The 25,229-nt window shown below is 75.1% G+C and carries 20 protein-coding genes; 15 read left to right on the top strand and 5 right to left on the bottom strand.

Going from position 1 to position 25,229, the window contains the following annotated elements; all coding sequences use genetic code 11:
- Positions 1-143: 143 nt before the first annotated feature.
- The gene (locus tag ACFVSN_RS13335; RefSeq protein ID WP_387955047.1) at positions 144-998 is read right to left on the bottom strand and encodes a universal stress protein; all 855 of its coding nucleotides are present in this window, start codon (positions 996-998) and stop codon (positions 144-146) included.
- A gap of 326 nt (positions 999-1,324) precedes the next feature.
- Between ACFVSN_RS13335 and ACFVSN_RS13330 the strand changes: the two genes are divergently transcribed.
- The 11 genes from ACFVSN_RS13330 to ACFVSN_RS13280 all read left to right on the top strand — a co-directional run bounded on the left by ACFVSN_RS13330 (position 1,325) and on the right by ACFVSN_RS13280 (position 15,240).
- The gene (locus ACFVSN_RS13330; protein ID WP_387955284.1) at positions 1,325-3,022 is read left to right on the top strand and encodes a GAF domain-containing protein; all 1,698 of its coding nucleotides are present in this window, start codon (positions 1,325-1,327) and stop codon (positions 3,020-3,022) included.
- 225 nt (positions 3,023-3,247) lie between these two features.
- The gene (locus ACFVSN_RS13325; RefSeq protein ID WP_387955045.1) at positions 3,248-4,780 is read left to right on the top strand and encodes an amino acid adenylation domain-containing protein; all 1,533 of its coding nucleotides are present in this window, start codon (positions 3,248-3,250) and stop codon (positions 4,778-4,780) included.
- Between the two features lie 47 nt (positions 4,781-4,827).
- Entirely contained in the window at positions 4,828-5,070 is a 243-nt protein-coding gene (locus ACFVSN_RS13320; protein WP_387955043.1) for a phosphopantetheine-binding protein, read from the top strand.
- Positions 5,067-6,395, top strand: a complete 1,329-nt coding sequence (locus tag ACFVSN_RS13315) for a flavin monoamine oxidase family protein (RefSeq protein ID WP_387955041.1) — start codon at positions 5,067-5,069, stop codon at positions 6,393-6,395. The genes ACFVSN_RS13320 and ACFVSN_RS13315 overlap by 4 nt, the downstream gene beginning before the upstream one ends.
- 71 nt (positions 6,396-6,466) lie before the next feature.
- Positions 6,467-8,167: a class I adenylate-forming enzyme family protein gene (locus ACFVSN_RS13310; RefSeq protein ID WP_387955039.1), complete on the top strand. Its 1,701-nt coding sequence runs from the start codon at positions 6,467-6,469 to the stop codon at positions 8,165-8,167.
- 19 nt (positions 8,168-8,186) lie between these two features.
- Positions 8,187-9,590 (top strand): KamA family radical SAM protein, encoded by a 1,404-nt coding sequence (locus ACFVSN_RS13305; protein WP_387955037.1) that lies wholly within the window; start codon positions 8,187-8,189, stop codon positions 9,588-9,590.
- A complete protein-coding gene (locus ACFVSN_RS13300; protein ID WP_387955035.1) occupies positions 9,587-10,621 on the top strand; it encodes a RimK family alpha-L-glutamate ligase in 1,035 nt (344 codons plus the stop codon). The genes ACFVSN_RS13305 and ACFVSN_RS13300 overlap by 4 nt, the downstream gene beginning before the upstream one ends.
- Entirely contained in the window at positions 10,618-11,841 is a 1,224-nt protein-coding gene (locus ACFVSN_RS13295; RefSeq protein WP_387955033.1) for a phenylacetate--CoA ligase family protein, read from the top strand. The genes ACFVSN_RS13300 and ACFVSN_RS13295 overlap by 4 nt, the downstream gene beginning before the upstream one ends.
- Positions 11,838-13,100 (top strand): MFS transporter, encoded by a 1,263-nt coding sequence (locus tag ACFVSN_RS13290; RefSeq protein ID WP_387955031.1) that lies wholly within the window; start codon positions 11,838-11,840, stop codon positions 13,098-13,100. The genes ACFVSN_RS13295 and ACFVSN_RS13290 overlap by 4 nt, the downstream gene beginning before the upstream one ends.
- Positions 13,097-13,969 (top strand): SDR family NAD(P)-dependent oxidoreductase, encoded by an 873-nt coding sequence (locus ACFVSN_RS13285; protein WP_387955029.1) that lies wholly within the window; start codon positions 13,097-13,099, stop codon positions 13,967-13,969. Before ACFVSN_RS13290 ends, ACFVSN_RS13285 begins: the two co-directional genes overlap by 4 nt.
- A gap of 14 nt (positions 13,970-13,983) precedes the next feature.
- The gene (locus ACFVSN_RS13280; protein ID WP_380447259.1) at positions 13,984-15,240 is read left to right on the top strand and encodes a phenylacetate--CoA ligase family protein; all 1,257 of its coding nucleotides are present in this window, start codon (positions 13,984-13,986) and stop codon (positions 15,238-15,240) included.
- Positions 15,241-15,258: 18 nt separating this feature from the next.
- On the opposite strand, the gene paaI is transcribed toward ACFVSN_RS13280, so the two are convergent.
- The gene (gene paaI, locus ACFVSN_RS13275) at positions 15,259-15,672 is read right to left on the bottom strand and encodes a hydroxyphenylacetyl-CoA thioesterase PaaI (RefSeq protein ID WP_387598713.1); all 414 of its coding nucleotides are present in this window, start codon (positions 15,670-15,672) and stop codon (positions 15,259-15,261) included.
- Positions 15,673-15,742: 70 nt separating this feature from the next.
- On the opposite strand from paaI, the gene ACFVSN_RS13270 reads away from it, so the two are divergent.
- Both ACFVSN_RS13270 and ACFVSN_RS13265 read left to right on the top strand, forming a co-directional pair.
- A complete protein-coding gene (locus tag ACFVSN_RS13270; protein ID WP_387955027.1) occupies positions 15,743-16,768 on the top strand; it encodes an RNA ligase family protein in 1,026 nt (341 codons plus the stop codon).
- A 286-nt stretch (positions 16,769-17,054) separates the two neighbouring features.
- Complete coding sequence (locus ACFVSN_RS13265) at positions 17,055-18,305, top strand: hypothetical protein (RefSeq protein ID WP_387955025.1); 1,251 nt, start codon at positions 17,055-17,057, stop codon at positions 18,303-18,305.
- A 9-nt stretch (positions 18,306-18,314) separates the two neighbouring features.
- On the opposite strand, the gene ACFVSN_RS13260 is transcribed toward ACFVSN_RS13265, so the two are convergent.
- Complete coding sequence (locus ACFVSN_RS13260; RefSeq protein ID WP_387955023.1) at positions 18,315-19,268, bottom strand: LuxR C-terminal-related transcriptional regulator; 954 nt, start codon at positions 19,266-19,268, stop codon at positions 18,315-18,317.
- Between the two features lie 193 nt (positions 19,269-19,461).
- Between ACFVSN_RS13260 and ACFVSN_RS13255 the strand changes: the two genes are divergently transcribed.
- Positions 19,462-20,166: a G1 family glutamic endopeptidase gene (locus tag ACFVSN_RS13255; protein WP_387955021.1), complete on the top strand. Its 705-nt coding sequence runs from the start codon at positions 19,462-19,464 to the stop codon at positions 20,164-20,166.
- Positions 20,167-20,217: 51 nt separating this feature from the next.
- Here ACFVSN_RS13255 and ACFVSN_RS13250 read toward each other — a convergent pair whose 3' ends face one another.
- Positions 20,218-22,146 (bottom strand): NACHT domain-containing protein, encoded by a 1,929-nt coding sequence (locus ACFVSN_RS13250; RefSeq protein ID WP_387955019.1) that lies wholly within the window; start codon positions 22,144-22,146, stop codon positions 20,218-20,220.
- Between the two features lie 70 nt (positions 22,147-22,216).
- Positions 22,217-22,900, bottom strand: a complete 684-nt coding sequence (locus ACFVSN_RS13245) for a response regulator (protein WP_387955017.1) — start codon at positions 22,898-22,900, stop codon at positions 22,217-22,219.
- A gap of 489 nt (positions 22,901-23,389) precedes the next feature.
- Here ACFVSN_RS13245 and ACFVSN_RS13240 point away from each other — a divergent pair, with 489 nt between their 5' ends.
- Positions 23,390-25,228, top strand: coding sequence for a BTAD domain-containing putative transcriptional regulator (locus ACFVSN_RS13240; protein WP_387955015.1), 1,839 nt, complete (start codon positions 23,390-23,392; stop codon positions 25,226-25,228).
- Position 25,229 lies beyond the last annotated feature (1 nt).

Genomic DNA, 25,229 nt, shown 5'->3' with positions numbered 1-25,229 from the left:
CCCTGGGTGGTATTGACCCCTCCGTTTCGGGCCCCGCCGGGAGCTCGGGTAATCGGCCGAGGTGCGGCCGCGGGTTTCCGGGCGGTCCCCGGGGGGGGGGGGGCCCCCGGCCCCCCCGCCCCCGTCCGGATCACCCGTGCGGATCACCCGTGCGGGACCACCGCCACCGGCGCCTTGGCGTGGTGCAGCACCGCGTGCGCGATGCGGCCGAGGCGCGGGCCGAGCTCGACCCTGCGGCGCTTGCGGCCGACGACCACCAGCGCCGCGCCCGCCGAGGCCTCGACGAGTGCCCCGGCCGCGCCCAGCCGGACCTCCTCGACCACCTCCACGCCGGGGTGCAGCTCCCGCTGCCCGGCCAGGGCGAGGGAGAGCATCTTCTCCTCCATCGCCTCCAGTTGGGAGATCTCCGCGGCCTGCGGCACCCAGCCCGCGTACGCGAACACCGGCGGCAGGTCCCAGCCGTGCACCGCCCGCACCCGCGCCCGGCGCCGGGCGGCCTCGGCGAACGCGAAGCCGAGGACGCCCTCGTCCGGCTCCTGGACGTCGACGCCGACCACGACGTCCGACCCGCCCGCACCCTCCTGCCGCTCACGCACCACGACCACCGGCACACTGCTGCGCGCCGCCACGGCCATGCCGACGGAGCCGAGCATCAGCCCGGCGAAGCCCCCGAGCCCGCGCGAGCCGACCACGAGCAGGACGGCGTCCTCGGCGGCGGTGACCAGGCCGTCGACGGGCGCGTCGAGCACGACGTCCGTCCGCACGTCGAGGCCGGGGTGGGCGGCGCGCAGCTCGGCGGCGGCGTCGGCGAGGACGCGCTCGGCGGCGGCCGGCAGGTGGTCGGGCTCGGCCATGGCGTTGCGGCCGTCGGTGAGCCACGGCCAGGCGTGCACCAGGCGCAGCGGCACCCCGCGGCGTTCCGCCTCCCCGGCGGCCCAGCGGGCGGCGGCGGCGCTGCCGGTCGAGCCGTCGACCCCGGCGAGTACGAGTGGCGTCATGGCAGGAGGTCCTTCCCTCGGTGGCCGTTGCCGGACGGTGGGTGTGCTGACGTTCCGTCCGCTGCTCCCCCACCCTCTCCGGCCACGCCGCCCGCGCGGCAGAGGCCGCAGGGCCCCCGGGGACGGGACGAAAGGCCCGCCCGACGGAGCCTACGGGCGACCCCGGGGTGCGGCGGGGCGACACCCGGGCACTACCGTGAATCCGACAATCCTCCCGGTCAGGGCGCTCCTGACCCGGGGTGCGGCGGGCGACTGGAGGAGTACGGGTGGGCGGCGCGCAGGGGACCCCGGCGGACGGTACCCCCACGGCCGGCGGCGGCGCGCGGATGCCCCGGCTGCGGCTGGACGAACTGCTGGAAGAGCTCCAGTGGCGCATCGACGCGGCCCGCGGCACCCAGGACCGCGTGCACAGCCTGCTGGAGGCGGTGCTCGCGGTCGGCCGGGAGCTGGACCTCGCCCAGGCGCTGCACCGGATCGTCGAGGCCGCCGCCGACCTGGTGGACGCCCGCTACGCCGCGCTCGGCGTGATCGGGGCGGACGGGCACTCGCTGTCCGAGTTCCGCACGGTCGGGATGACGGACGGGGAGATCGCCGAGATCGGCCCGCCGCCGTCCGGCCGGGGCATCCTCGGCGAGCTGATCCGCGACCCGCGCCCGCTGCGCTGCCCGATGCTGTCGGACCACCCGGCCTCGGCCGGGTTCCCGCCCGGCCACCCGCCGATGACCACCTTCCTCGGGGTGCCGGTGCGGGTGCGCGGGGAGGTGTTCGGGAACCTGTACCTCACCGACAAGCGCGGCGGCCTGGACTTCGACGCGGACGACGAGGCGGTGATCTCGACGCTGGCCGTCGCGGCCGGGGTCGCGATCGACAACGCGCGGCTGTACGAGGAGGCGCAGCGCCAGCAGCGCTGGCTGCGGGCGAGCGCGGAGATCACCCGGAGCCTGCTGTCCGGCGCGCCACGCCTGGCGGTGGTGGAGCTGATCGCCCGCCGGGCGCGGGAGATCGCCGGCGCCGAGCTGGCGGACGTGTCGATGGCGCCGGCCGGGCCGGGCGAGCGGGCACAGGAGCTGGCGGTCGAGGTCGCGCTGGGTGGCACGCCGGCCGAGCGACTGGGGGTCACGGTGCCGGTGGACGGCACGCTGTCGGGGGCGGCGTACGCGTCCGGTTCGCCGGTGACCAGTGACGGGCTGGCCTGCGACGGACGGTATCCGGCGGGCCCGGCCGGGCGGTTCGACGGGCTCGGGCCGGCGGTCGCGGTGCCGCTGGGCACCGGCTCGGGGTACGGGCGGGGCGTGCTGCTGCTCGCGCGGGCGGCCGGGCAGCCGGCCTTCAGCGCGGCCGAGACGGGCCCGCTGCTGGGTTTCGCGGACCAGGCCGCGCTCGCCCTCGAACTGGCCGAACGACGACGCGACGCCGAGCAGTTGACGCTGCTGGAGGACCGCGACCGGATCGCCCGGGACCTGCACGACCTGGCGATCCAGCGGCTGTTCGCGACCGGGATGACGCTGCAGAGCGCGGGCCGGCTGATCGACAGCCCGGCGGCGGCCGACCGGGTCGGGCGGGCGGTCGCGGACCTGGACGAGACCATCAAGATCATCCGTTCGACGATCTTCGGCCTGCGGGCCCACAGCGAGCCCGACCGCGGCCTGCGGGCGCGCACCACGCGCGCCGTCACCGAGGCGCAGGCGACGCTCGGCTTCCCGCCGCGGCTGAGCATGGAGGGCCTCCTCGACACCGACGTGCCGCAGGAGCTGGCCGAGCACGTGGTCGCGGTGCTCGGCGAGGCGCTGAGCAACGCCGCCCGGCACGCCGGGGCGGGCCGGGTCGAGGTGACGCTCCGCGCGATCGCCGGGCGGGTCTCGCTGACCGTCGTGGACGACGGCGCGGGTCTGCCGGAGGGCGGCCGGCGCAGCGGGCTGCGCAACCTCGCCGAGCGGGCCGAGCGGGTGGGCGGCACGTTCGAGGCGAGCACGGCCGAGGGCGGCGGCACCCGGCTCATGTGGTCCGCCCCGCTCGGGTCTTGACGCCTCGTCGGATCGGCGACGCTCCGTCACCGCACCACCACTCCCCGGTCGCCCGGCCGGACCCTTCCCCACCCGAACCGCCGAAGTATCGGGCCTGGATTCACAGTTCGCCCACACCCTCCTCGAAGAACATTCCCAACGGACATTGTCCCCACGCATGTTCGAAGGTAGAGTCGCCGTTCGCCGAGCACGGATGAGCACTTCTGAGCGTCATTTGGGGCGGGCATGTCAAATATTCGCGGTACCCTCCAGGTCGTCCCCGACCTGTTCGACGTGTTCACCGAAATGGCACGTCGATATCCCGACCGTCCGGCGATCGTCCACCGTGGACGCGCCCTGACCTACCGCCGGCTCCACGAGTCGGCGAACGCCCTGGCCACGCGCCTGGGCACCGATCCGGGCACGGTCGCCGTACCGGCCGTGCACACACCGGAAACCGTTGTCGCGCTGCTCGGCGTCCTCGCCGCCGGCGGCGCCTATTGCCCGGTCGATCCGGCATTTCCGGGGCCTCGCCAGGAGGCCATGACAACCGCGGCCGAGTGCCGCTCGGCAGTCGTCACCGGAACCGCCCTGTCACCCCAAGTCGGGCTTCCTTCGGTCGAGTTACCGCAGGCCCCGGAATTCCCCGGGGACCCGCCGAAGGCGGGCTCCGCACAACGCGCCGAGAGCGCCGCCGAGGACGCCGGGGAACGGCCGGCGTACATTCTCTTCACGTCGGGTTCGACCGGGCAGCCGAAACCCGTCGTCACTCCCCGTCGCGCACTCGCGGCGACGGTCCCCTCCCTGCGCGAGCTGTTCGGCCTCACGCCGGACGACCGCGTGCTCCAGTTCGCCTCCCTCAACTGGGACACCTGCTTCGAGGAGATCCTGCCGACCCTCGCCACCGGCGCCGCGCTGGTCGTCGACCCCGACGCGCACAGCGGCTCGTTCCCCCGCTTCCTGCGGATGGTCGAGCGCGAAGGCGTCACCGTCCTCGACCTGCCGACCGCCTTCTGGCACGAACTCGTGCTCCACCTCGCCGAGGACGGGCTCACCCTGCCCGAGTGCGTCCGGCTGCTGGTGATCGGCGGCGAGGCGGCCAGCCCCGCCCGGCTGGCCGACTGGAGCCGGCTGCGCACCGGGCGGATCCGGCTGCTCAACACCTACGGCAGCACCGAGACCACCATGATCACGCACGCCGTGGACCTGCACGGCCCGCTCGCCCCCGGGCGCACGTGGGACCGCACCGCGCGGGCGCCGATCGGGCGGGCCCTCCCCCATGTGCGCGAACGCATCGGCGACGACGGCGAGTTGATGATCGGCGGGCCGGCCGTCGCCCTCGGCTACCGCGGCCTGCCAGAGGCCACGGCGGCACGCTTCACCACCGTCGACGGCGAGCGCTGGTACCGCACCGGCGACCGCGTCGCCGCCGGGGACGGCGGCGTCCTCACCCACGAGGGACGCCTGGACGGCGAGGTGAAGATCCGCGGCGTCCGGGTCGACCCGGCCGAGGTCGAGGCCCACCTGGCCGCCCACCCCGGCGTGTCGGCCGCGGCCGTCACCGCGGCGGCCCTCGCGGGGCGCTCGGTCCTCGTCGCCTACGTCGTTCCACGGCCCGACGCCGACGGCACCACCCTCGACACCGAACTACTGGCCCACCTGCGGGAACGCGTGCCCGGCCACCTCGTACCCAGCCGGGTGACCGTCGTGCCCCGGCTCGTCCTCACCGCGAGCGGCAAGGTCGACCGCGCCGGCTGCCACCGCCGGTACGCCACCTGAGGCCGCGGCCCCTGCCACCTCCACGACCAGGTCGAAGGAGACCCCCATTGAGCGTTGACACCACCACCCCGGCCACGCCCGACGACGTCGTGGCCATCTTCCGCCGCGTCCTCCAGCGCGAGGACGTCACGGCCTACTCCGACTTCTTCCAGCTCGGCGGCGACTCGCTGATCGCCACCCGGGTGCTCAGCGCCGTCGCGCGGGGCCACGGCGTCGAGCTGACCTTCGAGGAGTTCCTGGCCGAGCCCACCCCGGCCGGCCTCGCCGGGAGAATCACGGGGGCGGTGTGACCCCCCGGGCCGCCGTCGTCGTCGGCGCCGGCCTCGCCGGCCTCACCACCGCCGATCGCCTTGTGGCGCAGGGGATCGACGTCACTGTCCTGGAGGCCAGGGACCGCGTCGGCGGGCGCACGCACGGCATCGAGGTCGCCCCCGGCCGGTGGATCGACGGCGGAGCCGCCTACCTCGGCGAACGGCACACCGAACTCCTGTCCCTCATCGATGAGTTGGGCCTCAAGACCGCGCCGACGACGATGCCCGGCGCCAGCCGCTTCGCCCTCGGCGGCGAACACGCCACCCGGGACGGCCGGTTCCCGCCGCTGAACGCCGTCGCGCTCGGCGACCTCTTCGAGCAGCTGGACGAACTCACCTCCGCCGTCCGGCCGGAGGCGCCCTGGCTCACCCCCGGCGCCGAACACCTGGACACCCTCACCGCCGCCGAGTGGGCCGAGCAGCACCTCGCCCACCCCGACGCCCGGCTCTTCTTCCCGCTCTTCCTCGGCGAGATGATGGCCGCCGACCCGGCCGACCTCTCCGTCCTGCACATGGCGTTCTACCTGCGCTCCGGCGGCGGACTGCGCTACCTCAACGCGTTCGAGGGCGGCGCCCAGCAGGACCGGGTCGCCGGCGGCGCGCACCAGGTGTGCGAGCGGCTGGCCGAGCGGCTCGGCGCGCGGGTGCGGCTCGGCGAACCCGTCCGGGCCGTGCACCAGGACGCGGGCCGGGTCACCGTCGTGACCGATCAGGGGAGTTACCGCGCGGACGTCGCCGTGCTGGCACTGCCGCCACTGCTCGCCGACGCGATCGAGCACCGCCCCGGGCCGCCGCCGCACCGGGCCGGCGAACGCACGGCGCGCGGCTGCGCGATCAAGGCGAGCCTGGTCTACCCCGCGCCGCTCTGGCGCGACCACGGCCTGTCCGGCTGGTCGGTCAACGCCCACGGCCCGCTGCTCTCCACCGTGGACGACACCCCGCCCGAGGGCGGACCGGGCGTCCTCACCGGCTTCGTCACCGGCGCCGAAGCGCACCGCTTCGCCACCCTCAGCGCCGGGGAACAGCGCGAGGCGGCCGTCCGACAGGCCGCGCAGCTATTCCCCATGCTGCCCGAGCCCCTCGCCTGCCACGTCACCGACTGGGTCAACGAGCCGTACAGTCAAGGCTGTTACGCCGCCCTGCTCGGCCCCGGCGACTGGCTCGCGCACGGCCCTGCGCTCACCGCCCCGCACGGCCGGGTGCACTTCGCCGGCACCGAGACCAGCACCGCCTACTTCGGGCTCATGGAGGGCGCGATCCGCTCCGGCCACCGCGCCGCCGCCGAGATCCTCGCCCGGCCCTGATCCACACCCCTTCCGCCCGGCACCGGCTCCACGAGAGCCGCGCGCCCGGCACCCCACGTCGGGAGACCGCCATGAACGACCACAGTTCCGTCGCCCCGCTCGCCGCCAGAGAGCGGCTGATGGCCGAACCCGCCCTCGGCGCGGGCAACTTCCTGGACCACGCCCTCGCGGCCAACCCGCACCGCACGGTCCCGTTCGTCTTCACCCACCGCACCGACCACCGCGGCGAGGTCGTGCTGCGCGGCCACAGCCTGCTCGACCTCGCCGCCCTGCGCGACCGCTACGCCGCCTGGTACCACGCCAACGGCGTGCGCCCCGGCGAGCCGGTGGCGGTCGTCGTCGGCGAGGGCCTGGAACCGCTGCTGCACTTCCTCGCGCTCACCGCGCTCGGCGCCGTCCCCGCACTGGTCAACGACGCGCTGCGGCACGACGTGCTGGTCCGCTACCTCGACCACGTCGGCGTGGTCGGCGTCGTCGCGGACGACACCACCCGGCTCGCCGCCGCCTACCGCGAGGACCCGCAGCGCCGCCCGCGCTTCCTCGCCCTCGCCGCCGAGGTGCGCGCATTCGACGCCGACCGGGCCGGGCTGCCCTCGGCGTACCCGCACCGGCACGGCCCGGACGACGTCGTCGCACTGATCCACTCCTCCGGCACCACCGGCACCCCGAAGTCCACGATGCTCTCCCACCGCGGGTTCTGGGACGGCAAGCAGCCGCGCATGGTGCGCTTCCCGGCCGAGCCGTACGACCGGCTGATGTCGCTCATGCCGCACACCCACGCGGGCGGCCTGAGCTACTTCCTCACCGCCGTCCTGCTCGGGCTGCCGACCGTCGTCATGTCCGACTGGCGGCGCGCGGCCGTCGAGCCGGTCATGGAGGCGTTCCGGCCGACCATGGTCGCCTCCTTCCCGCGCACCTTCGTCGAGCTCGCGACCGGCGAACTGCCCGTGCGCGGGGCCACGAAGGTGCACTCCTGGTTCAACACCGGCGACAGCGCCCACCACGGACACATCCGCCGCCTGGTGACGCTCGGCGAACGGCCGGCCGGGCTGATCCGGCCCTGGCTGCTGCCGCAGGAGCGGGCCGAGCAACCCGCCCTGCCCGGTTCGCAGTTCATCGACGGCCTCGGCTCCTCCGAGATGGGCATGGCGCTGTTCGGCCAGATCACCACACCCGAGAGCGCCCGCGACGACCGCTGCGTCGGCAAGCCGCTGGAGGTCGTCGAGAAGGCCGCCGTACTCGGCCTCGACGGCACCGAACTCCCGGACGGCGAGGTCGGCTTGCTGGGCGTCGTGTCCCCCTCGCTGACCCCCGGCTACTGGAACGACCCCCGGCTGACCGCCTCCTTCGAGCTGAACGGCTACTGGCTCACCGGCGACGTCGCCCGCCGCGACGCCGACGGCCGCTTCTACCACCTCGACCGGACGGTGGACGTCATCGACACCGCGGACGGCCCCGTCCACAGCCTCCCGGTCGAGGAGGTGCTGCTCGCCGACTGCGCCGACCTCGTGCGGGACTGCTCGGTGATCGGCGTCCCCGCCGAACACGGCCAACTACCGGTCGCCGTCGTCCAGTTGCAGGCGGACGCCGAGGCGAGCAGCCCCGACGAGGTCCAGGCGACCGCCAACCGGGCCCTGGCCGCCGCCGGCCTCGCCCCGCTCGCCGCCGTCCGGATCGCCCGGACGCCCGAGGACTTCCCGCTCGGGCCCACCGGGAAGGTGCTCAAGCGCGAGCTGCGCACCCGGCACGCCACCCTCCTCGCCCGCCCGTAGCCCGGCCATGGACCACCACGTGATCCGCCAGCCGTACCAGTACACCCGCACCGCGCTCGCCGAGCCGGACTGGCGCCGCCTGCCCGGCTGGCGCGACGTGACCGCCGCCCAGTGGCGCGACCCCCAGTGGCAGCGCGCCCACTCGGTCAAGAACGCCCGGCAGCTGCGGGCCCTCGCCGGCCCCCTCCTCGACGACCGCTTCTACGACGAACTCGCCGCCGACCAGGCCGGGTTCGCCACCATGGCGATGCTCCTGCCGCCGCACGTGCTCAACACCATGGCCCCGCACGCACCGGCCCGGCCCGGCCCGTTCACCGACGCGTTCCTGGCCGACCCCGTCCGCCGCTACATGCTGCCCGTGCGCGGCGACCGGCACCCGCACTGGCCCAGCCACCCGCTGGCCGAGCGCGACTCCCTGCACGAGACCGACATGTGGGCGGTCGAGGGCCTCACCCACCGCTACCCCACCAAGGTCCTCGCCGAACTGACCTCCACCTGCCCGCAGTACTGCGGCCAGTGCACCCGGATGGACCTCGTCGGCACCTCGACCCCGCAGGTCACCAAGGCCCGCCTGGCACTGCGCCCCGCGGACCGCCAGGAGCAGATGCTCGACTACCTCAAACGCACCCCGTCCGTGCGCGACGTCGTCGTCTCCGGCGGCGACCTCGCCAACGTGCCCTGGCCGCGCCTGGAGTCCTTCCTGCTGCGGCTGCTGGACCTCGGCTCGGTGCGGGACGTCCGGCTCGCCAGCAAGGCCGTGGTCGGCCTGCCCCAGCACTGGCTCCAGCCGCAGGTGCTGGACGGACTCGCCCGGGTGGCGGCGGTCGCGGCCCGCCGCGCCGTCAGCCTGGCCGTGCACACCCACGCCAACCACGTGCAGTCGGTGACCCCGCTGGTCGCCGAGGCCGCCCGGGCGCTGCTCGACGCGGGCGTGCGGGACGTGCGCAACCAGGGCGTCCTCATGCGCGGCGTCAACGCGACCCCGGAGGCCCTGCTGGACCTCTGCTTCGCCCTCCAGGGCGAGGCGAACATCCTGCCGTACTACTTCTACCTCTGCGACATGATCCCCAACGCCGAACACTGGCGGACCCCGCTGCACCAGGCCCAGCGCCTCCAGGAGGCGATCATGGGCTACCTGCCCGGCTACGCCACCCCGCGCATCGTGTGCGACGTGCCGCACGTCGGCAAGCGCTGGGTGCACCAGGCGGTGGCCTACGACCGCGAGCGCGGGATCTCGTACTGGACGAAGAACTACCGCACGAGCGTGGAGTCCGGCGGCGGGGGCACGGACGCCCCGCTCGACCGTCGCTTCCCCTTCTACGACCCGGTGGACACCCTGCCCGAGACCGGCCGGCGCTGGTGGTCCGGCCCGGCCACCGGGTCCGCACGGCCAGAACTTCTCGAACCGCGAGGAGCACGATGAGCCAATCCCCCACGCCCGACGGCCCGTTGCGCCGGCTGTGCTGGATCTTCCCCGACCGGGAGTCCTCCCGGATGGCCGCGCTGTGGCACCCCTTCTTCTGGGACCTCTACGCCGAGTGCGCAGCCGACCTCGGCCTGCGCTGGACGCGGAACGCCCCGGAGTCCGTCAGCGTCGACGCCACCGGCCCCGGCCGCCCGCGCGTCTACGTCGACGAGGAACCCGTGACCCCCGAGGACACGCTGTTCATCACCGCGCTCTACTCCCTGCCGTACCAGTCGATGGACGTCTTCAACCAGTACGCGCTCTACGCGGTGCTCGAACAGGCCGGCTTCTACCTGCCGTTCCCGCCGCAGGTGTCGCTGATCGGCAACGACAAGCTCGCCACCCTGCTCTACCTGGCCGGCTCCCCGGTCCCGACGATCCCGACCGTCCGGATCGGCACCGGGCGGGACATCGGCAAGCACGAGTACGAGGTGGCGCTCGGCGGCATGACGTACCCGGCGATCGTCAAGCCGTCCGGCTGGTGCGGCGGGGGCGGGATCAACCTGGCCCGCGGCCCGGAGGACGTCCGGGGCCTGGCCAGCCTCGCCCAGGGCGGCGACACGACGCTCGTCGTGCAGCCGTACCTCGGGGACGGCACCGTCGACTACCGCGTCTACGTCGTCGACGGCGAGCCGTACGCGGTGCTGAAGCGCACCCCCGAGGCCGGCTCCCCGGTGGCCAACGCGAGCCGCGGCGGCAGCATGGAGTTCCCGCCCGTACCGCCAGAACTCGCCGAAACCACCCGCTACTTCGCCGAGAAGCTGCCGATCCCGTTCTTCTGCGTCGACTTCCTGTACGACGGCACGACGTACTGGTTCTCCGAACTCGAACCCGACGGCGTCATCGCCCCCGACCACACCGACCCGCACCGCACCCTCCAGCGGGACGTCACCCGCGCCCGGTTCACCGCCTACCGCGACGGCCACGCCAAGTGGCTCGCCGACGGCGCCCGGCCGCTGACCCTCGACCACCGGACGGACCTCCGATGACCTCCTTCTCCCTCCTGCCGGAGGAAGCCGCCCCGCGCCTGTCCGTCGCCCGGCGCACGCTCGACCGCCTGCGGACCGTGCCCGGACTCGCAGGCCGCTACGACGGCCACCCGGACGTCCGCACCCTCGACGGCCTCGCCGCGCTCCCGCCGCTGGCCAAGGACGACCTCAACACCGCCCTCGCCCACCTGGAGCCGGCCGCCGAGCACGCCGCCACCTGGCTGTTCCAGAGCGGCGGCAGCACCGGCGCGCCCAAGGTCGGCTACGCGCCGACCGGCTTCTACATGGCCGGCGTGCACGCCCACTGGCAGCCGCTGGACCGCTCGGACGTCTTCGTCAACGCGTGGGGCGCCGGCCGGATGTGGGGCGCGCACTTCCTCGCCGCCGCGCTCGCCGACCTCTCCGGCTGCCGGATCATCGCCCTCGGCTCGGTCGCCAGGGACGAGTACGGCGGCTGGCTGGAGTTCATGGCCGCGCGCGGCGTGACGGCCGTCGGCGGGACGCCCAGCGTCCTGCGGCTCTGGTTCGCGCACGCCCGCGCCGCCGGGATCCGGCTCCCCGCGCTGCGCAAGGTGCTGTGGCTCGGCGAGGCGTGGCAGCCCCAACTCGCCGAGGACCTCGCGGTGGTGGCCCCGCAGGCCCGCCGCTGGGGCATGTTCGGCAGCACCGAGACCTGGGTGGTCGCCACCAACACCCCCGACTGCCCGCCCGACACCTTCCACCCCTTGCCGGACCAGCTGGTGCACACCGACCGGGACGGCCTGCTCGACTTCACCACCCTCAACCCGCACATGCTCAACCCCGTCCTGCGCTACCGCACCGGCGACGCGGGCGAGTTGACGACCTGCCCGTGCAGCCGGCCGGGCCCGGCGATGCGGGTGCTCGGCCGCCGCGACAGCGTCGTCCAGGTCCGCGGCCTCGGACTGGACGTGGACGAGGTGATCGCCCACGCGGAACGCATGCCGGGTGTCGCCCGCGCCCAGGTGGTGCTCACCCAACAGGGTGGCCGGGTGGCGGAGTTGGAGGTCCTCCTACTGACCGACCCCGATGCCTCGCCGGACACCGACGGGCTGCGCACGGAACTGCTGGCCGCCACCTTCACGCTGAGCACCGCCTTCCAGCACGACCCCGGAAACGTCCGGGTCCGCGCGGTCACCGAGCTGATCGGCAACGACCGCACCGGCAAGACCGCCGCCCTGGTCGTGCGGGAGGAGGCGTGAACACACGGCTGGGCCGCGGGTTCAACCTGTTCTGGGGCGGCCAGACCGTCAGCCTGGTCGGCGACAAGGTCACCGTCTTCGTCGTCCCGACCCTGATGATCTTCGTGCTGCACGCCTCCGCCCTCCAGGTCGGCGTCGTCGCGATGGCCCAGTACCTCGGCATCCCGCTGCTCGGGCCGGTCGCCGGCGTCCTGGTCGACCGCTGGGACAAGCGGTGGACGATGATCGGCTGCGACCTCGTCCGGCTCGCCGCCGTCGCCGCGATCCCGCTCGCGTACTGGCTGGACGTGCTCTCCACGCCGCTGCTGTTCGGCTGCGTCGCGGTGATCAGCGGCGCGACGATCTTCTTCAACGTCGGCTACCTCGTCGCCGTCCCGGCCGTCGTGCCCGAGGACGGCATGGTCCGGGCGTACTCGCGCCTTGAGGGCAGCGGCTCCGTCGCCGAGGTCGCCGGGCCCTCCATCGCCGCCGCCCTCTACAGCGCGCTGGGCGTCGCGGCGCTGCTCGTGGACGCGGCCAGCTACCTCGTCTCGGCCGTCTGCTTCCGGTCCATGCGGCCGTGGGGCAAGCGGACCGTCGAGGAGGGCTCGGTCCGGGAGCGGCTCACCCGCGGCTTCCGGCTCAACTGGGCCGACCCGGTGCTGCGGCGCGTCGTGCTGGCGGCCGTCACGCTCAACTCGGGCGGGCCCGTCTTCGTCACCGTCCTGCCGGTGCTCGCCTACCGCGGACTCGACGTCTCCGTCGGGGAGTTCGGCGCGGCCATGTCCGTCGCCGCCGTCGGCGCGCTGGCCGGCGCCCTCGTCGCCCCGCGGCTCAGCACCCGCTTCGGCCTCGGACGCACGATGGCCTGGTCGCTGCTCCTGCACTGCCTGGTCGGCCTCGGCGTGCTCGCCGCGCCCGCGCTGCCGGCCGGGCCGGTGATCGCCGTGAGCATGGGCTGCTACGGCTTCTTCATGTCCTGCATCAACGTGTGCAGCGCGCCCACCCGGCAGTCCCGGATGTCCGCCCGCAACCAGGGCGTCATGCACGCCGCCTTCCGGACCGTCACATGGGGCGTGATCCCGCTCGCCGCGCTCGTCGGCGGCCTCGCCGTGACGCTCCTGACCGGGCCGCTCGGCATCCTCGACGCCGCCCGGACCGTCATGGCGGGCGGCACCCTGCTGGCCGCCTGCTCCTTCCTCCCGGCCCTCGGCATCCAGCCGCTGCTCGACGCGGCGGTCCCCGAGCCGGCCGCCGAGCTCGCGGAGAGCACGCCGTGAGCGCCCGGGAGCGGGTGCTCCTGGTCACCGGGACGTCCTCGGGCATCGGCCTGGCCACCGCCGTCGCGGCGGCCCGCGCCGGGTTCACCACCGTCGCCTCGCTGCGCGACCCCGCCCGCTCGGGCCCGCTGCGGGAGGCGGCCCGCCGGGCCGGCGTCACCCTGGACATCCGGCACCTCGACGTCACCGAGGCCGCGTCCGTCGACGACTGCGTGGACGACGTCGCGCGGACGTACGGGCGGCTGGACGCCGTCGTCAACAACGCCGGCGTCGCCAACTCCGACCCGACGCTGGAGATGTCCACCGACGCCGCGCTGCGCGCCAACCTGGAGGTCAACTTCTTCGGCGTCGCCGCCGTCAGCCGCGCCGCGATGCCCCTGCTGCGGGCCTCCGGCGGCCGGCTGGTCACCATCGGCAGCGTGCACGGCGTCATCGGCCAGCCCTTCAACGAGGCGTACTGCGCGGCCAAGTTCGCCGTCGAGGGGTTCATGGAGGCGCTCGCCCCGGTGGCCGCCGCGCACGGCGTGCGGGTCTCGATCGTCGTCCCGGGCTTCGTTCCGGACTCCTCCTTCGGCATCTTCCCGGACGTGAACCGGGAGACCCTGCGGGCCGCTTCCGGCCCGTACGCGCCCACCTTCGCGGGGTACCTGGAGTGGCTCGGCTCGCAGGGGTGGGAGGCCGTCGGCCAGCCCGCCCGGGAGGTCGCGGCCGTCGTGGTGCGCACGCTCTCCGAGGAGGACCCGCCGTTCCGGGTGCCGACCGGCCCCTGGGCCTCCGAGTACCTCGCCGCCAAACTCGCCGACCGCGACGGCTCGGCCGTCCGGCGGCTCGCCCGCACCTGGCTCGGGCAGTCCGAAAGCCCTTCTTGAGACGTGGAGTCGACATGCCCGCGAAATCCGTGTCCGAGCTGGTCGCGTTCGCCCGCGCACACTCGCCGTTCTACGCCGAGCTGTACCGCGGCCTGCCCGCCCGGATCGACCACCTCACCCAGCTGCCGGTGATCGACCAGGCCGCCTTCTGGGCCGCCAACACCTGGCCCGACAACCGCGTCCTGACCGGCCCCCTCACCGACGCCGGCGTCTACAAGACCGGCGGCACCACCGGCGTCCCCAAGTTCTCCCCCTGGACCCGCGGCGAACACGCCGACTCCGTGACGGCCTTCGGCGCCGGCCTGGTCCGCGCCGGGCTCAGGCCGGGCCACCGGGTCGCCAACCTCTTCATGGCCGGCGAACTCTACGGCGGCTTCCTCTACATCGAGAACGCCCTGCACCACGCGCCGGTGGAGAACGTCCGCCTCGCCGTCGGCGGCGCGGCCCCGGACGAGGCCGTCGCCGACCTGATCGGCGGCTTCGGCGTGCACGTCCTGGCCGGCGAGCCAATGAAGCTCAGCGCCGTCGCCGAGGCCCTGGTGCGGCGCGGCGAGAGCGCCGACTCCGTCGAACTCCTGCTGTTCGGCGGCGACCTGCTCTTCGCCGACCTGCGCCCGATCCTGTCCCGCGCCTTCCCCAAGGCCGCCGTCGCCTCCGTCGGCTACGCCTCCAACGACGCCGGACTGGTCGGCTCCCCGGTGCCCGGCGACGACGTCCGGGTGCACGAGGCCTTCCCGGACCGGACGGTCGTCGAGCTGATCGACGACGCCACCGGCGACGTCGTCACCGCCCCGGGCGTGCCCGGCCGGGTCGTCGTCACCAACCTCTTCCGCACCCTCATGCCGATCCTGCGCTACCCCACCGGCGACCGCGCCGAGTGGACCGACGGCGAGTGCCGCCGCTTCCGCCTCCTCGGCCGCTCCGCCGAGGGCGCCAGGGTCGGACCGGTCGCGATGCCCACCGAGGAGATCCGCGCCGTCCTCCTCGCCGCCGACCCGGACGGGCACATCGCCGGGATGCAGCTCGTCCAGCGCCGCTGGGACGGCCGCGACGGCCTCATCCTGCGGCTCGGCTGCACCGAACAGCCCCCGCCGGGCCTGTCCGAGCGCCTCGTCGAGGCCGTCTACACCGCCCGCCCGCTCTACCCCGAGGAGGTCGCGCTCGGCACGATCCACCACCTCGCCGTGGAGTGGGTCCCGCGCGCCGACCTCGTCACCAACCCGCGCACGGGCAAGCTCCAGCAGGTCCTCGACGAACGCCCGGAGGACTGAACCACCGCGGGCGGCCGTTCAGTTGGCGGGCGGCCGCCCGCCGATCACGATGCTCTGGCCGCGGAACTCGGCGACGGTCGTGCCGTCCGCCGGGCGCCGCACCGTGACGTCGTAGACGCCGTTGCGCCCGGCCCGCGTCCGCTCCACCGCCTCCGCCACCAGTTCGTCCCCGACGGCCGCCGGCGCGAGGAACACCACCTGCGCCGCCTGCGCGACGGTGACCGGCCCGTGGCTGTTGCACGCGTACGAGAACGCCGCGTCGGCGAGCAGGAACAAGTACCCGCCGTGCGCCGTCCCGTGCTGGTTGACCATCGCCGCGCCGACCGTCATCCGCATCACGGCCCGCCCGAGCGCCACCTCGTCCAGCGCGATCCCCAGCGCCCGGCACGTCTCGTCCCGGGCGTACTGCTCCTTCATCGCCGTCTCGTCCATGGCCGCACCCTACGGCCTGTCCGGCGAATCCCCGTTGCCCGTGCGCGGACGCCCCGGGATGATCTCCGGTATGTCCGATTCCACGTCCCGTACCCCGACGGGCCCCGAGCTGACGCCCTACCCGAAGATCCCGGCGAAGCGGCCGCTCGCCGTGCCCGGGGTGCGGGAGTGGGTGGCCCTGGAGAAGGTGCACGGCGCGCACTTCGCGGTGGTGTGCGACCGGGACGGCGTGCGGCCGGCGAAGCGGCGCGAGGCGCTCGGGGACGACGACCTGGACGGGTTCTTCGGGGTCAGCCGGATCTGGCCGCAACTCGCGGTGGCGGCGGCCCGGTTCGCCTCCGCCGTGCGCGCCGACCGGGGCGCGGACGCGGTGGTGACGGTCTACGGCGAGCTCGCGGGCGGGAGTTACCCGCACCCGGACGTCCCGGCCGTCGCCGGCGCCGAGCCGGTGCAGACGGGCGTCTGGTACTCCCCAGGCCTGCACTGGCTGCCGTTCGACGCCACCGTCGAGCTGCCCGGGGGCCCGTGGTGGCTGGCGGACCGCGCCGTCCGGGAGGCCGCGCAGGCCGCCGGGCTCACCTGCGTCCCCGCCCTCGGGTACGGCCCGCTGACCACGCTCCAGGACCTGCCGCCCGCCTACCCCACCCGCCTCCCGGCGCTCCTCGGCCTGCCCGCGCTCGCCGACAACCTCGCCGAGGGCTACGTCCTCAAGCCGGCCGGGGAATGGCAACGCGCCTCCGCCCGTCCGATCCTGAAGGTCAAGCACAAGGCCTTCGCCGAGGACGAACGCTACGACGGCTCGCGCCCCTACGTCGCTCCTCCGGAAGGCGCTGCCGGCGTGCCGGCGTGGCTGCTCGTCCAGGCCTCGGCCCTCCTCACCCCGGGCCGCGCGGCCGGGGCGGTGAGCAAACTCGGACCGCGGACGCCGGCCGACGCCGTCGCGCAGGAGATCCTCAAGGACGTCGCCGAGGAGCTCGCCGAGGCCCTCGGCGGCCTGGACGAGGACCTCCGGGACCACCTGGAGCACGCCCTGCGGCCCGGCGCCCTCGCCCTGGCCGAGTTCGACGCGCGGGACCGCCGCACCCGCCGCGGATAGCCGCCGTCCGGGGGAACTCCGGCCGCGCCCCTGCACCGTCCGGGACCCCGCTGCCCTAGGGTCTGTCTTCGAACCCCCGCCTGCCGTGCGACGTCTGGGCACGCGCCTCGCCGCGTTGTCGTCGGTCGCCGATGCTCCGCATGGACTCCCTCCTCCGCCTTGCGATGCACGCACCCAGACGCCGCACAGCCCGCCCTCCGGGCGGACGACGGGGGTTCGAAGACAGACCCCTAACCTGCTCGCGTTCCCGAGCGCGTGAGGACGGCCCATGGCCCAGGAGTTGCCCGTGACCGCCCCGCAGGGCACCGCAGAGCCGCCGTCGGCGCCGCCCCCGAGCGGCGGTGTGACGGCGCTACGGCTGGCCGCGGCCGTGGCCGGCGCGCTGCCGGCCGTGGTGCTGCGGATCGCCGGGGTGCACCCGTCGCCGGTGGCCGGGATGGCGCTCTTCGGGCTCGGGGTGATGTCCGCGGCGCTGCTGCTCATGTGGGCCGCCGAGACCGCCCGCGCCGACATCTCCGGCCCGCTCGCCCTCGCCCTCCTCGCGTTCATCGCCGTCCTGCCCGAGTACGCCGTCGACCTCTGGTTCGCGTACGCGGCGGGCACCCGGCCCGAGTACGCCGCCTACGCCGCCGCCAACATGACCGGCGCCAACCGGCTCCTCGTCGGCGTCGGCTGGCCGCTGGTCGCGCTGGCCGCGTACGTCGCGGCGCGCCGCCGCGGGGTGGCGCCCGGGATCGGGCTGCGCGAGCACCGCCGCATCGACACCGCGTTCCTGGGCGTCGCCGCGCTGGTGGCCTTCGTGATGCCCGCGGCGCGGCAGATCTCGTGGGTGCTGGCCGCCGTGCTGATCGCCTGGTACGCGTACTACCTGTTCCGGATCGGCCGGTGCAGCGAGACCGACGAGGAGGAACTGGTCGGCGTCCCGGCCCGGCTGGCCGCCCTGCCCCGCGCGCGGCGCCGGTGCACGACCGTCCTGGTCTTCGCCGTCGCTGCCGGGGTCGTCTTCGCGTGCGCCGAGCCGTTCGCGACCTCGCTGGTCGACGCGGGCGCCTCGCTCGGCATCGACCGTTTCCTCCTCGTGCAGTGGCTCGCGCCGCTCGCCTCCGAGGCACCGGAGCTGATCGTCGCCGTGGTGTTCGCGTGGCGGCTGCGCGGCGACGACGGCCTCGGGGCACTGCTGTCCAGCAAGGTCAACCAGTGGACGCTGCTGATCGGCTGCCTCCCGCTCGCGTACCTGGCCGGGGGCGGCGGCGCCTCGCTCCCGCTGGTCGAGCGCCAGGTGGACGAGGTGCTGCTGACGGCAGCCCAGACGCTCCTCGCGGTCGTCCTGCTGCTCGACCTGCGCTTCCTGCCGTGGAAGGCGGGCCTGCTGTTCGTCCTCTTCGCGGTCCAGTTCGTGCTCCCCGGCGAGAGCGCCCGCCTGGCGCTCAGCTGGGTCTACCTGGCCCTGGCCGTCCCGCTGCTGGTCCTCCGGTGGCGCGAACTGCGGCCCACGGCCCGCGCGCTGGCGGGCCGGATCGAGGGCGATCCGCACTAGCGACCCGCGTCAGAGCAGGTCCGCCCGGGCGGCCTGGATGCCGGCCTGGAACCTGGTCCTGGCGCCGAAGCGGTCCATCAGCTCCCGGACGAGGCGCTGCACCGTCCGGGTGGAGACGCCCAGCTGGCGGCCGATGGACTCGTCGGTCAGTCCGGCCGCGAGCAGCGTGAGCAGCTGCCGGTGCCGGTCCTCGGGGGTCTCCTCGGGGACGGCCGGCAGCCGCATCGCGTGCGACCAGTAGAGCTCGAACAGCCCGGCCAGCGCGTCCAGGAGGGTCGAGGGGCGGATCAGCAGGACGCTCTGCAGCTCGGTGCCCGCGGTGACCGGGAGCAGGGCGTAGCGGTCGTCCAGCAGGGCGAGCTTCAGGGGGAGTTCGGGGTGCACCCGGGCCTGTTCCCCGGCCGCCGTGAAGGTGCGGATCCCGGCGAGCTGCTCCGGGTCGCGCAGCACCCCGCTGTGGTACACGACCCGGGCGCTCACGCCGCGGGCGAGCAGGGAGAGTTCGGTCTGCGGGTCGGCCCGGCGGACGTACGGGGGGCGGTCCAGGATCCGCAGCCGCTCGCGGGCGCCGAGCTGCAGGGTGCGCCACAGTTCGGCGATCGACTCGCGGCCGCTGATCACCTCGACGAGCTCGCCCGCCTCGGTGCCGGGTCTGCCCTGCCGGTAGGTGCGCATGAGCTCGCCGATCCGGCCCCTGGCGCGCCGCAGCTCGACCTCGCGCCGCAGCAGGAGCTCCTCCAGGGCGACGTCGGGCGGGACGGCGGCCCAGTTCCCGTCGCCGGAGCCCTCGACCAGGCCCTGGTCGGACAGCGCGGTCAGCGCGGCGACGACGCTGACGACCCGCAGGTGCAGCCGGGTGGCGAGCCACTCCGCGTCGGCGGCCGGGACGCCGAGCAGCCGGAGGTAGATCTCCTCCTCGACCGTGCCGAGGCCGAGGCCCGCGAACCTGGCTGTACTCGGCACGACGTTCCTCCCCGCGGCCGCCTCCACCGGCGGACGAGTCCCGACTGTGCGCCACTCGGAGCCGGAAATCAAGGGATTGACTTGGTGACAGGTTCCCGCCATGTCGGGTTCCGGCCCCACCTCCGCCCTTCCCGGCCGCCGCGACCGCCCCCAAGCTGGGCGCACCCCACAACCCCCAGCGAAGGAGCCCCCCATGGCCCTTTCCCGCACCGGCCGGCTGCTGCTCGCGGCCGCCCTGGCCCTCCCGGCCGCGGCCGTCGCCGCACCCGCCGCCTCGGCCGCCCCCACCCACACCGCCCACGCCACCGTGCACAGCTACGGGCACGGCGGCCTGCGCTACGACGGCGGCGTCTGGGGCGGCTACGTCGCCCAGGGCAACGGCTTCCGGAGCGTCTCCGGCTCGTGGACGATGCCCGCCGTGCAGTGCAACACCTCCAACGACCTGTTCGCCCCCTGGGTCGGCATCGACGGCTACGGCTCGCAGACCGTCGAGCAGACCGGCGTCCAGGTCGACTGCTCCAGCGGCGCCCCGGCCTACTCCGCCTGGTACGAGATGTACCCGGCCCCGCCGCAGTACTTCAACGACCCGGTGGACGCCGGCGACAGCTTCACCGCCTCGGTGGTCAACAGCGGCGGCTCGAACTACACGCTGACGATCACCGACACCACCCAGGGCTGGACGGAGCACACCACCCAGCGGCTCAACGGCCAGAACGTCAGCGCCGAGGCCGTGATCGAGTCCCCGAGCCAGAGCTACCCGTCGTTCGACCGCCTGGACTTCTCCGGCATCACGGTGAACGGCCAGGTCTTCGACGCGTACGGGCCGCAGGCCATCGACAGCGGCCAGTACACCGAGACCGGGCTCAGCAACGGCGCCTTCGCCATCGTCCCCGCCTAAGGACGAAACGGCGGCCCCGGCCCACCCCACGGTGGACCGGGGCCGCACCACCTACCGCCCGGCGGCCCGGCGGTGGACCAGCCGCTCCCGCAGGCGGGCGTGGCGGAACTGGTACACCGACCCCGCCTGCCGGAGCACGCCCCGCCGGTGCGCGTCCTCCAGGAACGCCGTCAGCCGCCACGGCAGCCGCCCGCGCACCGCCAGCACCACGCGGGCGAGCAGGTACCGGCCCGGTTGCGACCGGAGCAGGGAAACCAGCGAGACGTGCAGGCCGAAGACCGGCAGGAGCACCACCAGCTTGACGGTCACGTGGTTCGCAACGAGCAGCACCGCGGTGACGACCGCGAAGGTCACGAGTGAACCGATCACCAGGGCGGCGCCCGTCGCCCGTCGAAGCGCCTTCGCCGCCGACCGCGCGGGAGTCACGGCGTCGTCGGACGTCGCCGTCCGGTCCAGCAGGGCTGCCGCCCAGAGACCCACCAGCGGCGCGGGCAGCATGATCAGCACGGCCCACAGGTGCCCGTTCCGGGCACCGATGGACACGAAGGCGGCGTTGATCAGGCCGAACAGCGCCACCAGGATCGCCAGCAGGAGGAGCATCCCGGGTGAAGGGCGCCGCCAGGGCCGGGTACGGCCGCGGGGCATCCGGCGCGAGACGTACCTGCGCTTCTTGGTCGCGGCGTCCGCGTAGAAGCCGGCTGCCACACCGGCGAAGACGAGGGTCGCCTCCGGCTCGGCCGCCGTCAGCGGCCAGGACGAGGCAAGGCTCAGGACCGCGCCGGCCACTCCGGCCGCGAGACCGCGCTGCCACGCCGGTGCCCCCACCTGCCACCACGCGATGTCCTCGCCGCCCGGCCCGCCGAGTCCCGCCGCGACGCTGCCGAGCCACCGCTTCGCGGCCCGGGCCGGCCAGCGGCGGTGCGGCCCCGGCCGGCCGGGCGGCGCCGGTGCGTCGGGGAAGGCCGTGGCGACCAGCGAGTCGAGGAGGTGGTTCTCGACGGCGGCGGCATCGGGTAGCAGCAGCCGGTCCAGGAGCACGGCGGGATCAGCCGGCCCGGTGAGGTGCACCTCGCGCAGCAGCCCCACCATCAGGGGCGAGGCGAGGGCGGCGGCCAGGGGTCCGTCCGGCTCGGCGCGCAGCGCGTCGATCACCGGCCGCCACTGCTCGGCCCGGTGGGCCGGCGCGGCGGCGCGGAGGAAGGCGACCAGGTCCTCGACCGTCACCGGATCGGCCCGGACCACGGCCGCCGACCGCAGGACGTCGGACTCCCGGACGGCGGCCCAGTACTCGTCCGTCCGGGAGGTCACGACGACCGGGGTGTCCCCCGGCATCGACTCGTTGAGCCGTTGCAACGCCAACGTCCGCCGGTGGGACGGAATTTCGTCCAGTCCGTCGAGCACGTACAGCACTCGCTCCGCCTCGACCAGCCGGCCCGGGCCCTCCGGGCCGCCGAACTCCGCGCGCAGCAGCCGCGGGTACTCTTCGGCGATCCGGCGGGCGGCCCACGCGTGCAGGTGTTCGGCGTCCGGATCCCAGGAGGCCAGGGACAGCAGCACAGGCACCCGGTCGCCCTGCGCGAGCCGGGGGTGCCCGGCGAGCAGGGCCAGGACGAGCAGCACCGCGCTCGTCGTCTTCCCGCTCCCCGGCCCGCCGAGGACGACCAGCCGGCGCCTCCGCAACGCCAGGTAGGCCGTGGCCAGTTCGGCCGATGCGAGGGTGTCGGGCTCGCCCTGGCCCCGGTCGAGCGTCCACCGGACCCGGAGCGCCGATTCGTCCAGGACGCCCCGGACCCCGGCCTCGGCCCGCCACTGGGCCCCGACCATCCGGGCCAGTTCGAGCGCGGCCCGGTCCACCGGCGTGTCAGCGGTGCCCGGTGGCGTGATGGTGAGGTGGTCGATGCGCCCGGCCATCACCACGTTGTCGGCCGTGCCACCGCTGAACTCGTTGTGGACCCGGTTCGTGCCCCCGTCGTCGCCCATGAGCCGCATGCTAGGGCATGCCCCCGACACCCCACAGGGGAAGTGCCGACCGTCTCCGCCGGGTCGGCCGTCAGCCCCGGCCGCGGTGGTGCGGGGGCCGGTCCGGGGCGGCCGGGCGGCGCAGCTCGGTGGCGATCAGTGCCGCCTGGACGCGCCGCTCCACGCCGAGCTTGGCGAGCAGGCGGGAGACGTGGTTCTTGACGGTCTTCTCGGCGAGGTAGAGCCGTTCGCCGATCTGACGGTTCGTCAGTCCTTCGCCGATCAGCGCCAGGACTTCATTCTCACGAGTCGTCAGATCTGGTCCAGGTATGGATGGTTGAGCGGGTTCGGCGTCGCTGCGGATGCGGTTGAGCAGGCGGGTGGCGGCCCCCGGGTCGAGCATCGAGCGGCCGGAGGCGACGGTCCGGACGGCGGCCACCAGGTCGGTGCCGCTGATCTGCTTGAGCACGTAGCCGGCGGCGCCCGCCATCACGGCGTCCAGCAGCGCCTCCTCGTCGTCGAAGGAGGTGAGCATCAGGCAGGCCAGTCCCGGCATGCGGGAGCGCAGTTCGCGGCAGACCGACACCCCGTCGCCGTCGCCGAGCCGGACGTCGAGCACGGCCACGTCGGGGCGCAGCGCGGGCACCCGGACGAGGGCCTGTTCGGCGGTCGCGGCCTCCCCGACGACCTCCAGGTCCGGCTCGCCGTCCAGCAGGTCGTGCACTCCGCGGCGCACCACCTCGTGGTCGTCCAACAGGAACACCCGGACCGGCATCGCGCGACTCCACCTCTGTTCACCCCCGCCCACGGACGGCGGGGCCCAGGGCATCATCGCCCACCCGCCGCGGCGGCCCCAGGGCCGAACGGCCCCATTTCACCCCTCGGCCTCACCGCCGCTGCCCGGAACCTCCCGCACGGTCCTCCCCTTGGCCTCCCGCACGGCCTGCCCGGGACGCCCGGCAGGCCCCCCGGCCTCGGGACGCGCTCGCCCCCGCACCGACGCCCGCTCAAGAACCGCCTGAGCGCAGCCGTCCCTCACCCGGCCCTCACCCCCCGCCGGGCTCGGCCCTCGCGCCGGCGCCCCGCCGACTGACCTGCCCCGACAGCCCGCCCACCCGCCTTACCGGAACCGCACCACGCGCTTGGCAACCGGCCCGTGCGGGACGACCGACCCTCCGGGGAGCGGCGGCCCTCCACTAGCCTGCGCCCGTACGGACCGTCCCCCTGCGAAGCACCCCGCCCCCACCCTCCCGGAGGTCCGCCGATGCCCCTGGCCCCGTCCGCCGACCCCGCCCGGCTGCGCTTCTCCGTGCTCGGCCCGCTCACCGCAGAGGCCGCCGGCCGCCCGCTCGCGCTCGGCGCCCCCAAGCAACGGCTCGTGCTGGCCGTCCTGTTGAGCCGCGCCAACACGGCCGTCCCGGTCGACGTGCTCACCGAGGCGGTCTGGCCCGACGAGCCGCCGCGCACCGCCCGCAAGAACCTCCAGGTCTACATCAGCACCCTGCGCACCCTGCTCGGCCGCGGCGACGGCCCGGACCGGCTCGTCCACTCGGCCGCCGGCTACCTGCTGCGCGTCGCCGAGCCCGAGCTCGACGTGCTGCGCTTCCGCGCCCTCGCCCGGGCCGGGCGGGCCGCCGCCGACAGCGGCGCGCTCGCCCCGGCGGCCCGGCTGCTGCGCCAGGCCCTCGACCTGTGGCAGGGCCCGCCGCTCGCCGACCTGCGCCGCTCCCCCGCCGTCGAGGCCGAGGCCGAACGGCTGGAGGCGCGCTGCCTGGGCGTCCACGAGGACTGGGCGGAGACGGAGCTGGAGCTCGGCAACGCCGCCGCCGTGGCCGAGGACCTGGCCGACCTCGCCGAGCGGCACCCGCTGCGCGAGCGGCTCCAGGCCGCCCGGATGAACGCCCTGCACCTGTCCGGCCGCCAGGCCGAGGCCCTCGCCGTCTACGACCACCACCGCCAGCTCCTCGCACGGGAGTTGGGCCTCGAACCGAGCCCGGCGCTGACCACCCTCTACCGCCGCCTGCTGACCACCGGCCGCGCCCGCCCGGCCGGCGCCAGACCCGCCGCCGGCCCCGGCACCTCGCTGCTGCCCGCCGACACCGCCGACTTCACCGGCCGCACCGACGAACTCCACGGCCTGCTGGACGCGCTGGGCGGCGACGGCGGACGCGTCGCGGTGCTCTCCGGCCCGGCCGGCGTCGGCAAGACGACGCTCGCCGTGCACGCCGCCCACCTGCTCGCCGAGCGCTACCCGGACGGCCGCCTGCTCGTCCGCCTGCGCACCACCGACGGCACGCCGCGCCCGCTCCCCGACGTCCTCGCCGAGCTCGCCGCCCTCACCGGCCGCCCCGACGACGGCAGCGCCGACGACGGCCACCCCGGCCACGCGCCCGCCGACCCCGCCCGGGCCGCCGCCCTGTGGCGCGGCTCGCTGGCCGGCCGCCGGATGCTGCTCGTCCTCGACGACGCCCCCGGCGAGGCCGCCGTCCGCGAGCTCGCACCCGACTCCGGCCCGAGCGCCGCCCTCGTCACCTCGCGCAGCCAGCTCGCCGGGCTCGGCTCCGTGCACCGCACCACCGTGCCGTTCCTCGCCCCGGCCGAGGCCCTCGACCTGCTCGGCCGCATCGTCGGCCCCGGCCGGATCGGCACCGACCGCGCCGCCGCCGCCCGGATCGTCGAGTCCTGCGGCCTGCTGCCACTCGCCGTCCGGGTCGGCGGCACCCGGCTGGCCGTGCTGCGCCACCTCCCGCTCGCCGAGTACGCGGCCCGCCTGGCCGACCCGACCGGCGCCCTCGACGAACTCGTCGCCGGGGACGTCGCCGTCCGCGCGCGCCTGGACTCCGGCTGGCGCGACCTCACCGACCAGGGCCGCCTCGCCCTCGGCCGGCTCGCCGCGCTCCCGCTGTCGCTGCTCTTCACCCTCCCCGAGGCGGCCACCGCCCTCGGCCGCCCCGAACGCGTCGCCCTGCGCACGCTGGAGGCGCTCGCCGACACCGGCGCCGTGACCTCCCCGACCGGCGAGGTGGCCGCCCACGCCGCCCTGTACGGCCTGCCGCGCCTCACCCACCTCCACGCGCGCGAGCGCACCGACGACCTGGCCTGAG

Origin of the sequence: Kitasatospora sp. NPDC057904 (assembly GCF_042887925.1) — a bacterium.
Lineage (GTDB): Bacteria > Actinomycetota > Actinomycetes > Streptomycetales > Streptomycetaceae > Kitasatospora.
The sequence above is the reverse complement of the archived record's forward strand: the minus strand, read 5'-3'. Positions and strand labels throughout refer to the sequence as shown.